General features: G+C 38.4%; 14 protein-coding genes. 1 reads left to right on the forward strand and 13 read right to left on the reverse strand.

All coding sequences use genetic code 11. The features are described from left to right. The first annotated feature begins 45 nt into the window (after positions 1-45). Entirely contained in the window at positions 46-2,763 is a 2,718-nt protein-coding gene (locus tag SJY09_RS03205) for a carboxypeptidase regulatory-like domain-containing protein (RefSeq protein WP_396637517.1), read from the forward strand. Positions 2,764-3,064: 301 nt separating this feature from the next. Here SJY09_RS03205 and SJY09_RS03210 read toward each other — a convergent pair whose 3' ends face one another. The 13 genes from SJY09_RS03210 to SJY09_RS03270 all read right to left on the reverse strand — a co-directional run bounded on the left by SJY09_RS03210 (position 3,065) and on the right by SJY09_RS03270 (position 15,616). Further along, positions 3,065-3,541 carry a cupin domain-containing protein gene (locus tag SJY09_RS03210; RefSeq protein ID WP_396637518.1) on the reverse strand — a complete coding sequence of 159 codons (477 nt, stop codon included), beginning with the start codon at positions 3,539-3,541 and terminating at the stop codon, positions 3,065-3,067. Between the two features lie 44 nt (positions 3,542-3,585). After that, positions 3,586-4,302 (reverse strand): hypothetical protein, encoded by a 717-nt coding sequence (locus tag SJY09_RS03215; RefSeq protein WP_396637519.1) that lies wholly within the window; start codon positions 4,300-4,302, stop codon positions 3,586-3,588. A 21-nt stretch (positions 4,303-4,323) separates the two neighbouring features. Then, complete coding sequence (locus SJY09_RS03220; RefSeq protein WP_396637520.1) at positions 4,324-4,893, reverse strand: hypothetical protein; 570 nt, start codon at positions 4,891-4,893, stop codon at positions 4,324-4,326. Positions 4,894-5,121: 228 nt separating this feature from the next. Further along, positions 5,122-5,895, reverse strand: coding sequence for a DUF6090 family protein (locus tag SJY09_RS03225; RefSeq protein WP_396637521.1), 774 nt, complete (start codon positions 5,893-5,895; stop codon positions 5,122-5,124). Positions 5,896-6,035: 140 nt separating this feature from the next. Then, positions 6,036-6,818, reverse strand: a complete 783-nt coding sequence (locus tag SJY09_RS03230) for a DUF6090 family protein (protein WP_396637522.1) — start codon at positions 6,816-6,818, stop codon at positions 6,036-6,038. An 87-nt stretch (positions 6,819-6,905) separates the two neighbouring features. After that, positions 6,906-7,316, reverse strand: coding sequence for an endonuclease domain-containing protein (locus tag SJY09_RS03235; RefSeq protein WP_396637523.1), 411 nt, complete (start codon positions 7,314-7,316; stop codon positions 6,906-6,908). 78 nt (positions 7,317-7,394) lie between these two features. Further along, positions 7,395-8,186, reverse strand: a complete 792-nt coding sequence (locus SJY09_RS03240; protein ID WP_396637524.1) for a DUF6090 family protein — start codon at positions 8,184-8,186, stop codon at positions 7,395-7,397. 86 nt (positions 8,187-8,272) lie between these two features. Next, on the reverse strand, positions 8,273-9,016 hold the full coding sequence (locus tag SJY09_RS03245; RefSeq protein ID WP_396637525.1) for a hypothetical protein: 744 nt from the start codon (positions 9,014-9,016) through the stop codon (positions 8,273-8,275). A 202-nt stretch (positions 9,017-9,218) separates the two neighbouring features. Then, positions 9,219-10,838 carry a M1 family metallopeptidase gene (locus tag SJY09_RS03250; RefSeq protein ID WP_396637526.1) on the reverse strand — a complete coding sequence of 540 codons (1,620 nt, stop codon included), beginning with the start codon at positions 10,836-10,838 and terminating at the stop codon, positions 9,219-9,221. Positions 10,839-10,934: 96 nt separating this feature from the next. After that, positions 10,935-12,266, reverse strand: coding sequence for a M28 family peptidase (locus SJY09_RS03255; protein ID WP_396637527.1), 1,332 nt, complete (start codon positions 12,264-12,266; stop codon positions 10,935-10,937). Next, on the reverse strand, positions 12,267-12,890 hold the full coding sequence (locus SJY09_RS03260; RefSeq protein ID WP_396637528.1) for a TMEM175 family protein: 624 nt from the start codon (positions 12,888-12,890) through the stop codon (positions 12,267-12,269). Positions 12,891-12,911: 21 nt separating this feature from the next. Next, positions 12,912-14,078 (reverse strand): nitrate/nitrite transporter, encoded by a 1,167-nt coding sequence (locus tag SJY09_RS03265; RefSeq protein ID WP_396637529.1) that lies wholly within the window; start codon positions 14,076-14,078, stop codon positions 12,912-12,914. An 8-nt stretch (positions 14,079-14,086) separates the two neighbouring features. After that, entirely contained in the window at positions 14,087-15,616 is a 1,530-nt protein-coding gene (locus SJY09_RS03270; protein WP_396637530.1) for a nuclear transport factor 2 family protein, read from the reverse strand. Between the last annotated feature and the right edge of the window lies 1 nt (position 15,617).

Consider the following 15,617-nt stretch of genomic DNA (forward strand, 5'->3'; position numbering starts at 1 on the left):
TCATATTATCGGGTACACGTATAGCGCATCTTTTAAAACCTTAGCATGAAAAGAATTTTTTGTTTTACACTATTCTTATTAGTAGGGCTAAACACCTATGGACAAGTGACCTTGCAGGGTATCGTAAAAGATAGCCTTAATATGCCCTTTGATTTGGCGAATGTTGTTGCCATAAACCAAGAGACAAGTGGTTTGGAATCTTACGGTATTACCGATGCCGAGGGTAGGTATAAACTAGAACTAGGTAAGAACGGTACCTATAAGTTACAGGTAAGTTATGTAGGTATGAAAACCTATGAAGAAATCATTTCTACCCTTGAAGAAGATATTGATAAAGACTTTACCCTTCAACCACAAAATGCGTTGGACGAGGTAGAGCTTATTTATGAAATGCCCGTTAATATTCAGGGTGATACCTTGGTCTATAATGCGGACACTTTCAATAAAGGCACAGAACGAAAGTTGGAGGATGTGCTGGAGAATTTGCCTGGGGTAGAAATTAATGAAGATGGTCAAGTAGAGGTAGAGGGTAAGGTCGTGAACAAACTCATGGTCAATGGAAAGGATTTTTTTGATGGCGACACCAAATTGGCGACAAAGAATATTCCGTCTAAGGCGGTAGATAAGATTCAAGTGTTGCGTAATTACTCCGAAGTGGGGCAAATGAGCAGTGTGCGTAATAATCAGGATAATGTGGCCCTGAACATTAAACTAAAAGAGGGTAAGGAGAACTTTTGGTTTGGTGATGTCACCGCAGGAGCCGGAGTAGCACCAGATAATGAGCTCTATCTATTGCAACCTAAACTATTTTACTATAGTCCAAAGTATAGCCTTAATTTTATAGGAGACGTCAACAACACTGGAGAAGTAGCGCTAACACGTAGGGATATCCGAAATTTTGGTGGTGGTTTTCGCGCACCGAGCAGCAGCAGCGGCACTAATATTAATCTTGGGGATAACAGCCTTAACTTTCTAACCAGTCAGGGTAATGCGCTACAGATAGAAAATAAACTCGCCTCTGGGAATTTTAGTTACTCCCCTAATAAAGGCTTGGACTTGAGCGGTTTTCTTATTTACAACAGTAGCCGAATTCTTTCTAGGGAAACAAGCTTTATTCAATTCACTAATCCAGAATTAGGTATACCGGACGAAGCAACGGAGCAGTCCAGTACGGAACGCTCCAATCAAGCCCTGTTAAAGTTAAGTGCTTCCTATCAGCCTAATATGAATAACCAGCTAGATTATGATATTTTGGGACGTGTATCCAACGATGCTCAAAATCAAAGCCGAATTTCCTCGGTCATCGGTGCCACTGACCAAGTGGAGCAGGTAAAACCCTACAGCATCAATCAGAACATCAACTACTACTATACGCTCAACGAGAATAATATTTTTGCTTTTGAGGCACAACATTTATTCAAGAACGAAGACCCTTTTTATAATGCAATTTTGGTGAACGACCCGGATGGTGAAGATGCCTTTGATAGCACGGCGGAAGCCCTTGGTCTGGACACTTCCATTACGACCTATGATATTAATCAGAACAGGCGTATAAAATCAAATCAACTAGACGCAAAGCTAGATTATTACAACCTTCTGAATGCCAAAAGCAATATTAATCTTACGCTAGGCGTAATTCTGAGCAGGCAAGAATTTAACTCGGACATTTTTCAGTTTTTGGCAGATGGGTCGCAATTGAATCCCACACCAACAATCAATGATGGTCTTGCCGTAAACGATACGGATTATAATTTTAGCGATATTTATTTGGGATTACATTATCGACTAAAAACAGGGATATTTACCATAACTCCTGGGTTCTCGGTGCACGCATACGGAAATAAGAACATTCAGTTCGGGGAAACCTTTAAAGACAATTTCTTTAGGGTGTTACCGGATTTTGAAACCCGTTTACAGCTAAAGAAAAGCGAATCCCTAACCGTACGCTATAATATGCGTAATCAGTTTACGGATGTTACCCGTTTGGCGCAGGGCTTGGTGTTGAATAATTTTAATAGCCTACAGTTTGGAGCGCCAGACCTGCAGAATGCCTTATCACATAATGTAAGTCTTTTGTACAGTAGTTTTAATCTGTTCAACTATACCAATGTATTCGCCAGAGCGGCCTATACCAGTAATATTGACCAAGTAAGAAGCCTTACCAGTTTTGACAATGTGATACGGACCAGTACCTTTTTTAATTCTGCCTTTGCGGATGAGAACGTGAGTGTTTTTGGTCGTGTGCAGCGCACCTTTGGTAAAGTAAGGGCTAGCCTTAATGCGAATTTTAACTACAGTAAAATAAACCAGTTCATACAGGGGCAGCAGTCCTTGAACGAGGGCTATACCCAAACCTATACGCCGGGGTTGCGTACCAATTTTAAGGTGGCACCGAATATCAATTTAAGATATCGCTACAGTGTTACGAACAACAATCAGGGAAGCCGAGAAACCAAGTTCGTCACCAATGCCCCTTCTGCGGAGTTTGATGCCTACATTTGGAAATCATTGACCGTTAGAAGCAACTATACCTATACCAATCAAGATTTGGGTAATGGGGACTCGCAATCTTTTCAGAACTGGGATGCCTCCTTAGCCTACAGAAAGGATAGGGATGCCAAATGGGAGTATGAGATTAAAGCAACAAACCTATTGGATATTGATTCTCAAGTACGGAACAATGCCAATAATATCTCTGTTTTTACTTCAGAAACTTTTATTCAGCCACGATTTTTAACCTTTAGGGTGGTGTATACGCTTTAGTCTTTCTTCGGCAGTCCGAGGTAGGAATAGATTGCAAAGTTTGATTTTAGATCTAGAAAACGAAAAAACTTTTATTGTACCATGGAGAGTTCAAAGCGCTTCTCATCATTAACGGGTAACGAAATTAATGCGAAGAAAGAACGGTTGAACGCTTTCTTTTTTTGCAGAAAATTTATTGGAAAGCAATTACGAATCTAAACCAAAGAAGGTAAATTGCATTAAAGTACTTTCGCTTTGCTAAAGTCAGTACTGCATACAACGTAAAAAAAAACTCCTAAACGGCTTCTGTCCATTTTTTATCTTAATTATGGTTTAGCTTTTCCGCAACCTTGTCATAATACTCTTGTGTCACCACTTCAGTCCATGTAGTTGGTTGTCCGCCGCCATATAAAGCCAAATAGGTTACATCGCTAAACTTGGTAGAAGCGTGCCAATGTTCAATAGCTTTTTCACATTTAATGACATCACCTTCTTTAAGAATTATGGGTTCCTTTCCTCTTTCTTGGTAGTAAGCCTCACCATCAACAATTAGCAGTACTTGGGCCGAAGCATGTTCGTGCCAATCCAAGGTTGAGTTTGCTTTAAAGGTTGCTTTAGTGATATTATAGCCCAATTCTTGGTCATCGTGAATGATGCGATTCAGCCAAGCCTCCCCTATATAATGGGTATTTGGCGCTTTAGAGCCTTTTGTTAAATAGGATGCGACATTATATTCGGAATCTTGGGAAAACCCTGATATTGAGGCTAAAATAAAAAGAACAACTATTGAATTTCTCATTATATGAAGATATAGTTTTTAGTTCAGCAATTAAAGTAAATAGTTTAATCCAATTCTTTTAGGTATGCTTTGATATTCTTTCGCAAGTCACCAATTAGTAACTCTGAAATTTCAGCAGAATCATATCTATCTTGTTTTCCAACGGCAATCTTCCATAAATAACTTTTCAAAAGAAACCTCTTTTTCTCTTCAACCTGAAGCGGTAATTTAATTCCAATGATGTTTCCAATTGCATCGTACTCGAAGTTTGGAGCAATAGCATTGTTTATGGGATGGAAATAATTGCTCATAAATTTATATTCGTCGTACTCCTCATTAAATTTTCTATTTAAATCATAGTTAACTTCGTATAAGGAGATGATGGCGCTTCTTAAAGAATCGTTTTTAATTGTTTCCAAACCTTTAGATTTTAAAGACTCATACCCTGATTTGTTTTGTACAACCACAGATTCTCTGGTGAGAAAAAAATAAAATTTTAGCAAAGAATCTTTTTCAACAATTTCACCATCGAATAGTCTGTTAAAATATTTAGTTCCTCGAAGTGCAACTTTATAATAATACTTATCATTTACTATATCTAAACTGTCGCGCTCTAATCCTTTATATATCTCAGTTAAGATTCTATTCTCAGCAATTTCATCTTTTCTTTTGTCGTTCCATCGGTCCAAAAGAAAGGCTAAAGTAACGGCGAGAAAAATGGAGAGGAATTCGAATAAATATTTCCTCCATTTTTTGAACTTAAATCTATTTTTTATTTTCATGACTATGGTTTTTTAAAATACTTATTCCGTTCTAGCTTTAAGTACGCTGTCCTTCTTGAAAATTAATACTATGATTCCAATTGCCAGTAAAATATGATTAACCACGATAAGCATTCTATTATGAAAAGTAAACGCGCCAAATCCAATTCCAATTACTCCAATGAACACCAATATTGACCATAGAATATGTTTTTTTATGAATTTACCTGCGTGAGCTGCTAATCCCAAATAGAATAACGCTGGTCCGATAGTCAAAAAAGGAATTCGAATGGAAGGTCTTTCCATTATTTGTCTGGTTAATTCGTACATTCCATCATAGTCAGTTCCATAACTCCACCATAAGAAATCGATTGTTGCTTGTCCCACTAATGCAACTATACCTAAAGAGGTAAGGATTGACGCCAGACCACTAAAAATATTATCCGAAAATATGTAGTTTACTGATAAACAAAGCAATGCTCCAATCAATAATAACCAATGGGCATAATCAATTGGCTGTTGATTTTGGATAAGTTCATCTCCTCCTAGAAGCAGTGTTTGATTGATAATCAAAAAAACTAATCCGATGATAGCTGAATACTTTAGTTTCATTATTCCAATTAGGTTAGTAAGTACATCTAAAACTCAGATTTTTATTTATCTCCAAAATGATTTTTTCCTGAATTGTAGCATAGAGGCGATGGGTTGTCAAAATGTTGTGCAAGGCCAAATCCATAAGATTTTGCGACTTCTTAAATATACACAGACCTTTCGGTTAAGTCCTAAGCCTACCTTATTTATAGGTTTTGTTGCGCTCTTGTTATTTTAAACTGTTCAATTCTATTGATCCTGGCATTTTTTTTCAAGTAAACTTTTTATCGACAGGATTTCATTTTCAGCTGATTTCAATATTTGTTTATTGCGAGCATTAATTCCCAAATAAAATATGGCATCATTTAACATTATTTCCCTTATTTCAGCCGTAAAATTAACTTTTGAATTCAGTACGTCAAGGTCGACTTTTGTGTTATCTATACCGTTCAATTCCTCTGCAATCTTTATCCAACCTGAACTAACCATATCCTTCTTTTCAAAAAAACGTTTATCTGTGATAGCTTTTCCGTTAGTTTCTATAATGGAGCTTGTTCTAGCCATTGATTCATAGTAAGAAGCCAACTTGTTTTTAATAGAAAGGTCTGTTAGTATATTTAAATTTCCACTCGATTTAATGTCTTCCAAAGCGTCGGTTGTGGCTCGGTAATTTCTGTTGGAAAATTTGACGGATTTTAAAAGATTTGGGGTGATACTGTCTAAAGGTAAGGTGTCGTCTAACAACGTTTGAATCATAGTGTTATTCGCGTTAATTCTTATGTTTAACAGTTCAAGAGAGTATTCATAATTACTATAGTCCTGTTTAACGTCTTCCAGTAATCTACAGTAATACTGCTTTTCTAATTTTCTATCCTTCTTGTCTTGATTCCAACTATCTATTTGCAAGGCAATCAAGATACCAATGACCACGAGAACAATTTCACCTATGGCATAGAGTAGGTACTTGGAGAACTTATTCTCAGATAAAAGAGACTTTCTTATTCTGCGAAAAAACTTAATCATAGTCTGCGGATTTTACCCACCCCTCAATCCCCTCCCAGGAGGGGAGGTTCTTTGAAAGTAAGTTTTGTCTAGTTTTTCGAAAGAATTTTATCATGGGTTAGGGGTCGATTATAATTTCTGACATCAAATTTACGCTTTCGTTATTCTTCAATCTCGGAAGCTAAAACTTCAAGAATATGATCGATTCGCTTTAGTAGTGTTTGGCTTTCTTGATTGGTAAAAGTATTTAAGTTCAAACTCCATGTAATGATACCTTCAAGTTTTGGGTCCAAAAGCAATTCTTCTTTGCTGACCTTGCTGATTTTGGATTTTCCAGGTATTGGATTAAGGGTTTCTGTGGTCTCCAACAGGCTTGAGCCTGCTTTTTGCCAAAAGCTATAGCCAAAATCGCGTGAAATACCAATTTCGTTGAGATAATTCGAGAATTGCAATTCCCAATATCTTAAAAACATTAGCTCAACCTCCTTAAGTTGGACGACATCCGTACTCCAATTGATAAGCAACTCTTTTAGCTCTTCGCTTTGAATGGTTTCAATATTTCCTGAACGTACCAAGTCATTTTGAATCGGGTCAAAGGTTGTTGGAATAACACTTCCAAGATATGCGAAGATACTATCCAACTCCGCCTTTTCTGGTTCGTTATAAAAAGTGAGCAAACGTGTACATTTTCTATTGATGTCCTTTTTGCTTTCAGTTTTTTCCAGAAGTTGTGCACGGTTCGATGTAAACTCTTTTCTTAACCTTTTTAGAATCTCTTGCTCTTTTACATTGTCTTTCCGCTGCTCGTTCCAAGTATTGATTTGTAACGCAATCAAAATACCGATGACTACCAAAATGATTTCGCCAATGGCGTAGAGCAGGTACTTTGAGAACTTATTCTCAGATAAAAGTGACTTTCTTATTCTGCGAAAAAACTTAATCATAGCTTACGGATTTTACCCACCTCTCAATGCCCTCCCAAGGGGGGAGGCTTTTAGCGGTTAGTTTTTATCTAATTTTTCTAAAGAATTTTAGCATGGTTTTTGGCTTTTCCCCTCCTGGGAGGGGCTAGGGGTGGGTTTTAAGTTATCAATTTCCATTTTAATCTTTTCTAGAACCCAACCCAAATTATTTTTTACATCCAAATCACTGAATCGGGTTACGGTAACCCCAAGGCTTTCCAATCGGTTTTGTCGGATCATATCCTTTTCTTGGTGACCCTCTTTAAAATGAACCGAACCATCAACTTCAATGGCCAGTTTCAAATCTTTACAATAAAAATCGACTATATATTGGTCGATTGGTATTTGCCTACTAAATCGTACACCCAATTTTTTACCCTTTACTTCGCGCCAAAGGGCAATCTCGCCCAAAGTCATGTTATTCCGTAGTTCTCTGGCGTAAGCGACCAAATTTTGGTTATATGGAATTATTTTTTTCATAGCTATGCCCACCCCTGGATCCCCTCCGAGGAGGGGAGGTTTTCCGCAAGAAGTTTTTGTCTGATTTTTATAAAGAACTTAGTCATTTTTTATCTCTGAATTTATAATCTCAAGCATTTCAATAATTCTGTTTCGCAACGTAGCTGATTGAATATTGGCGTTTTGATGAAAGGAAATGGCCATAGCCGGAATGCTTTCTTGTTCAGGATCTGCTAAAATCTTTTTGAAGGCTATTTTCCTTTTAGATGGGTTTATTCTAAATTCTAAACTAGAAGACTTGTCTAAAGCTTCTACTGGTGAATAGCCATCTTTCCAAATGTTATTGTTTAGATTTCGAGATGTGCCCGATCCAATAATCAATTGCACAATAAATTGGTTTCGAAATGTTTGATATTGCTTTTCCTGTTCTTGTACTTGGTATACTTCAGATGACCAGTTAGATAAAAGCGATACAAGCTTTTCGTTTTGTATCAGCTGTAATTTATCTGTACCTATGATGTCATTTTTTATAGGATCAAAAGTGGGGTCTATCGCTAGATGCCACCAAGAGGTGTAAAAAGTTTCTTCATCAAAAATTTCTGGATTGTCTACAAAACTTAGCAATTTATGAGAAGCTTCGATGGCTCTATTTCGCATGTAAATTTTTTCTTCAAGCTGCGCAAGATTGGCTTCGTATTCCCTTTTTAATTGTACTAATATTTTTTGTTCTAGAATTCTGCCTTTTCGCCCCTCATTCCAGTCGTTCACTTGTAGTGCTAAAAGAATACCTATCATCACGAGAAATATTTCACCTAAGGCATAGAGCAAGTACTTTGAAAACTTATTCTCAGATAAAAGCGACTTTCTTATTCTGCGAAAAAATTTAATCATAGTTTGCGGATTTTACCCACCCCTCAGTCCCCTCCAAGGAGGGGAGGTTCTGTAAATGTAGTTTGTGTCTGATTTTTTTAAAGAATTTATTCATATTGAGTTTCTTTAAGTATTTTATCAATCAATAGGTCTAATTCTATCAATAGGTTTTTGTTATCTGCAATCCAGTATAAAAATTCGTCAGTATTGTTTTCGAATTCAATTTCTTTAAAAATTTGAAATTTATCTACCTTCAAGTTTGATTTTTCTTTCCAACGTAATGGGCCATAGGCATCCATATCTTTAAAGGGATATCTTTTTGATAAATAGGGCCAAATCTCGTTATCTAATTTTGCGGCAAACCTTGATGTTCTATCTGTCAAGGCCTTCATTGTTCGTCCCCAATTATATATTGAATTAACCAATTTCTTATTCTGGAGCAATTCCAAACGTCCCGATTGTACGAGACCAGAAATGGTATTTTCCGAGGGTCTGAATATAGGAGGGTCAAAGGCATAAAAAAGTAAACTGTCTATATTTTGCTTTTTAAGATACGCTTCGTCTTTGCCTATATTATTCATTAATTGTCTGAGCGCAGCCTCGCATGATTCATTTTCCTCAATTCTTCTTTTGATAATCGCCTTGTTTTGCAAATATTCAGTCTGAATGTTCTTTAATATGGTCTGTTCTTCAAGTTTCTGGATTCGTTTTTGGTTCCAATTATTGATTTGCAGTGCAATCAGAATTCCTATAACCACCAAAATGATTTCACCTATGGCGTAGAGCAGGTACTTTGAGAATTTGTTTTCGGAAAGCAGTTTTTGACGGATTTTACGGAAGAATTTAATCATAGTTTGCGGATTTTACCCACCCCTCAATCCCCTCCAAGGAGGGGAGGCTTTCAGCGAGTAGTTTTTGGCGGATCTTTCTGAAAAATTTTATCATTGATTGGCGGTTTCTGATAATGAAGCACAACAATAAGATAACATCATTGGTACTATCCTACATATAAAACTAGTGCACTGATTTCTAGTTACCCTTAGGTTAGCTCACTTACAGTTCCTTCACTTCTAAATAAAAATTAGGATCCACTTTAAAATTGTCTACATTGGTTTTTAGGGTCTCCGTTTGCCATTCCGCCGTTGGTTTCAGCCAAAGCTCCTTATCATCGACAAATAGGCGTATAGGCATCGAAAAATCCTCAATAACATTGGTATAACGGTATTTGATGACATTGTCCGTTTCTACTTGATACTCAAATACGGGAATCTTTATGGTCCGTAGGTATTGGTCAAACACCTTGGAAAAGTCCATTTCAGCCTTTTCACTGATATAATTTTCCACTTGCTGTGTGGTGACCGTTTGGTGGTAAAAGTCCTTGTTCAGCCCTCGTAAAATGCTTCGCCATTTTTCATCATCGTTAATGACCTGCCGAATCGTATGTAGTAGATTGGCACCTTTTGGATACATATCGCCACTACCCCTTTTATTTACTTCATAGACCCCAATGATAGGGCTCTCGTTCCTTATATTGCCACGAATGCCAATGGCATATTCGTTACCGGCTTGCTCCCCAAAATGATAGTCCACATAGAGTGCTTCGGAATAGGTGGTAAAGCCCTCGTGCACCCACATGTCGGCAATATCCTTATAGGTGATATTATTGGCAAACCACTCGTGACCCGCTTCATGAATAATAATATAATCGAACTTTAAGCCCCAACCTGTCTTGGAAAGGTCCCTTCCTAGGTATCCGTTTTGGTATTTATTGCCATAGGTTACCGAACTTTGGTGTTCCATACCCAAGTACGGTACTTCCACCAGTTTAAAACTATCTTCATAAAAGGGGTAGGGCCCAAACCAATGTTCAAAGGCTTTCATTAATTTAGGAACATCGGTAAACTGTTTTTTTGCCTTTTCCAAATTATCGCGCAATACGTAATAGTCCAAATCCAAAACGCCGTTCTCACCTTTGTATTTTTCACCAAAATACACGTAGTCGCCAATATTTGCATTAACCCCATAGTTGTTGATAGGATTGGCTACAAACCAATGGTAGGTCTTGGTGTTGCCTTGTTCTTCTACTTTCCGCAGGCGCCCGTTTGCAACGCTCATAAGGTCTTTTGGGGCTTTAATACTAATGAGCATACTATCTACCTCATCATACATATGGTCTTTGTTAGGCCACCAAACGCTGGCCCCCAATCCTTGACAGGAGGTTGCTACAAAGTGCTTGCCATTTTCATCTTTTTTCCATGAAAAACCACCGTCCCAAGGGGCTCTAACCGCTTCTTTTGGCTTGCCAGAATAGTGCACTATAATTTCATTGTAATCGCCCACTTTTTGCGGTTTTTCTAGATTTATAAAGTGCGCATTTACTTTTGAAGAGAACTTAAGTTCTTTACCGTCTTGGGTTACTTTTTCTATTTGAAGCGGAGGCTGTAAATCTACCTGAAGTACTTGTTTTTGGTTCAGTACTTTGTAACGAATGGTATTACTGCCAGCTATAAATTTATCATCAGGGATTACCTCAATATCTAGATGGTAATAATTTAAATCCCACCAAGCGCGTTCAGGGGTAATGCTGCCCCGCAGTGTATCCTGTTTGGTGAACTCTTGTGCTAGGGCCGTAGATAGGCTTGTAAGACATAACAATACAATTAATTTTTTCATTTTCATTTATTTATTAGTTCTCGACTCGGCTTGATATGACAGTGTACTAAGTAAAGTTATTTTATCTCGACTGGGCCCGAACGGACAGCCTATTAGCTACCTAAAAATAGCATTGGGAAATACGACCGGACTTTCAAATCCGTCTGCTCCCACAGATGAAACTCCAAAAAAGTAATTATCGATAACGATACCATCCAAAGTAAACTCGGTAACATCTTGCACATACCTGCTGTTATCCCAGGTAGGGGACGTCGTGTCTCTCCAATAGATTTTATATCCTTTCGCACCATCCACTTTACTCCATTGAAACTTTGCGGAAGGTTCAACAATTCCTCCAATTTTAACTTCTTTTGGTGCTGGTGGTGCCCATGCGATGGAGGCCATACTTATCGCGTTTACCGCGGTCAACTTGGCAGCGTACTCAAAATTTACATGTTCCAATACATCGCCATAGGCAATACCGTCTTCCACACGGATATCCTGGTGCTGCTGGGTATAATTTTCATGTGCTTCCATAATGCGGATACCGGGAAAACCGGCATCGTTAAAAGGGCGGTGATGTCCCCCACGACCAAAACGGTCTAACCGGTATATCATCATGGGGTTCATTTCTGGCATATAGGTTTTTGTGGTTTTATGCACATAACGTGCCAGTTGTCTGGAAATACCATCTACTTCACCACCGTAAAATCTACGTGCTTTTCGTTGTTTTTCGGTTTCCGTTGGAGGTACAGGTTCCGAGAATATTCTAAAATCCGTACTGCTGGTAATTCCGTCTACACCGGTAATGTTCCCTATCATATCGTTGTTGAAAATACCGATGACTTCCCATCCTTGTTCTTTAGCGTAACCCGCGACACCGCCACCACCAAAGAGGCCTTGTTCCTCACCGGATAGCCCCATGTAAATGATACTGTTTTCAAATTTGTATTTCGATAGGACCCTAGCGGCTTCCATGGTTCCGGCCATACCACTGGCGTTGTCATTGGCTCCCGGAGAATTGTCCGTATAATTGGTAGGGTCGCTCACACGCGAATCGATGTCCCCACTCATAATAATATAGCGATTGGGATATTTTGTTCCTTTTTGAATTGCCAAAACATTGACCACTTCCACATCTTTAACAATACGTTGGTTGGCACCTTTTTTTACCAAATCCTTTTGATAAATTACATTTAGACAACCATTACAAGCCTCCGAAGTTTTCTCGAATTCGGCTTTTATCCATCGTCTTGCAGCGCCTATACCGCGCGTTTGCGATACGGTGTCGCTTAAGGTATGGCGTGTTCCAAAGTTTGCTAAGGTGGTAATATCCTTTTCTATGCGCTCCGCAGAAACGGCATCGATAATATCGTAGATGCGTTGGTCCGTTTGTGCGGTAAGGGAAAGGGTCAAGGTCAACAGACCAAAAAATAGTACTTTTTTCATTTAATCGGTTTTATACTTTTTATAAAATAAATAACTGTGTACGGAGCAGAACGGACCTAATAGGGCATATAAAATTCCAGGTAGTCCATAATTGATTCCAATTTGTAAATACGCAGTGATGATACTTATGACAGCGACCAACACAAATAGCCCAAAATGCCGCACATAAAACAGCAGTGACATAACATTTTCAAGGTTTTTAGATTTTTTATAGGCTCTATAATACATTAGGGACAGGCATAAGAATATAAGTGCAAATCCTATTCCGTACAGTTCAAAGATTCCGGCTAGTCTGTCTGGTGTCATACCTTGGGTTTGAAACCAAGAATTTATTAAGGACTTCAACGGAAAAACATAATACAGGACTACAAAAAGTAGTACAGCATTGATGGAAATGATAACATTGTCCATATAATCCGTTCTACGAAAAAAATTATAATGCAGAAACCATAGGATGACCAACACAAAAAAACTAATGGCAAAACCTGTAAACAGTTTAAAGTCGATATCTATAAGAGAATCAGTGCTATCCGTTCCAATACTGACCACCAAAAGGGTAGCTGCAAAGGCAAAAACAGCATCGCTAAAAGCTTCGATTCGGCTAATATTATGCGGAAATTTCATTGTCTTTAAAAGTATTAAAAATTAATCGGATTTGTGCGCCTTTAGATGCCATAAGCCAAAAATTGGTCCTAGTGCTAAAACCAAAAATAGGGTCGTAGGCGGTATGCTTTCTGAAATAAAGGCTAATAACTGAATACTAGCTATGGTTAGGGCAAAACCGATACAATTCACTAAGGTTAATCCAGTTCCTTTTAATTCACTTGGAATGGCCGAAGCCACCAAGTTGGAAAACTGTGGAGAATCTGCCGTTACGGCCATTCCCCAAAAACACCAAATTCCTAAAAAGAATGTAGGTGAGAACTTAAAGAATAGGGGAGAGATAAGACAGCATATTCCCGAAAGTAACAAGGCGGTGAAGGCTACTTTTTTACTTCCGTATTTTTCTGATAGAAGACCACCTATGGCACAGGAAATACCACCTAAAGCGATAATTATACCGGTCCATAAAGGAATAGAAATGGTATTGTTGGAAACAGCGTTGAAGGACTTAATGGCAAATGGGGTAAAAGCCCAAAACGCATAAAGTTCCCACATATGGCCAAAATATCCGAAAGCTGCCCTTTTAAAGTTTGGTATTTTAAAGAGTTCAGGTCCGGCATTGAGCTTTAGCGTTGTACTTTTCTTTTGGTATGGACCGTCTGGTACCAGAGTGTAAAGTAAAGAGCCACCGAAGCTAGTCAACAAGGAAGTGACGGTGATAACCGTTGTGGTTTCCTTACCCCAAGCTGTTCCGTTAATCAAAAAGGGAAGTGCCGTTCCCAGAACCAATGCCCCGACGAGAAAACCTAAGGCTTTTCCAAGGCCTTTTTCGTAGTAATCTGCGGCAATTTTCATTCCTACGGGGTAGATGCCCGCTAGAAAGAATCCTGTGCCAAAACGAGCCGAGAGCAATCCCCATTTTGTAATAGTATCCAGCAAAAGGTATAGGTTGCAGAGTGCAGCTAAGAAGGCGCAAACAAGAAATACTTTAGAAGGGGAGAAGCGGTCCGCAAGCATCAGTAGTGAAAAAACCAAGGTTCCCGTAATAAAACCGAACTGCACCGATGAAATTACATAGCCCGCCAGTTCCGCTCCGAAGCCCGTTTTGCTTATCAGTGCATCTATAATGGTATTCCCTGCAAACCATGGAGATGTACAGGCGAATTGGGCGATGATAATTACTGGAAGTATGTATGGTTTTTGTGTCAAAAGATAGTTTATCGGAGGAAGTAAACTTTGGAGATTTTCCCATCTTCAACCTCATAGATAGCTACGGTGCTGAACGTATTTCCGTTTGCAGTTATTTTTTCTTCATCAATCACTTTATTGCCGATAACAATTCTGTTTTTAATCTCGCAATGCAAATCAGGGGTGGAAGTGAAAAAATCGGCATAAACTTTTCTCATTTCTTCTTGCCCTTGTGACCTTTTTTCTACTGGATAATTAAACAAACTAATGTCGTCCGTATAGGTGTCCATAAACCTATCAATATCTCTGGCATTATAGGCATCCAATTGTTTTTGCACAATAGTTTCCGGATTAGGAGCCTTAGTATCGTCAAAAATAAAGGTCATGCGCTCAATAGCGCCCTTGTCAACGTTATAAATGGCAACCTGCATTTGTTCAAATTTACCATTGCGAGTTACCTTTTCGTGGTCAACCACATTGCTACCAATTACAATTCGTTTTACAACCGCTACCTGATACGTCTTATTTGTAGGGGATAAACCCTCATAAATTTCTCGCATCCTTTTGTGGCCCTCATACCAAATTTTATCTGGAAAATTACTAACGATAACGTCAGCTGAGTAACAATTAATAAAAGACTCCAGATCTCCGGCATTATAGGACACTACCTGTTTCTGAACGATTGCTGCGGCAGGCGGTTCGGCCACTAAGGCCAGTTTTTGCCGGTTAGGGCTCACGGCTATTCTTGAAACATTATTATATTGTAAAGGATCAATAGTATGGAATGGACCCCAAACCCCAGTGGTATCGGCTTTCACTTGGGCCAAAATACTATTTGTACCCGCTATTATGGTGTCTTCCGATAACCAGGCCATATCTTCCCTGCCGTTCCAGATATAATTAATTGTTTGTGTTGCTCCAGAGATAGGATGTATCGTTTTTATTTCAATCTTTTCATTCGCCTTACTGATATAGCTTACCAAATCAGTATTCGGAACTTTGTGAAGCGATCGTCCGACATTTTTTTGGACTATATAGTTGGTTCCATCTTTTAAGTTTGCCACGACCAAATCCATACGGTTTTCAATAAGAACGGTACAGACGATAATATGGGCGTTGTACCATACATGATAGCCTACTTTTAAATCCTTTATGAGTTCTTGTGATTTTCCGGTATTAATATCATACTGATATAATCTTTGCAAACCATCTGCGTCCAATCGAATAGCGGATACAGCTTCTTTTCCAGGAATTTTTAAAGGAGAGTATTCACTTCCTTTAGGGGTATCGGTAATCCATTTTGTTGTATTCGTACTTATGGTATATAAGGCTATATCCGTCTGCCCATTTCTAGTGGATGAAAATAGAATAGTATCGTCATCCAAGAACGATGGTTGATTGTCGTATCCCTCATTATTTGAAATATTTAGAGGTTTTCCTAAAGCTTTTCTTTCTTCGTCGGTCATTACATCTACCAAAAACACTTCTGTATTATTTTGCTGAGAAAGAGTCTTGAAGCTAAGTAAGAGTCCAAAGAGAAGTAACGTGTACTTATTCATC

It is taken from the genome of Maribacter sp. R77961, assembly GCF_044594925.1.
Lineage (GTDB): Bacteria > Bacteroidota > Bacteroidia > Flavobacteriales > Flavobacteriaceae > Maribacter.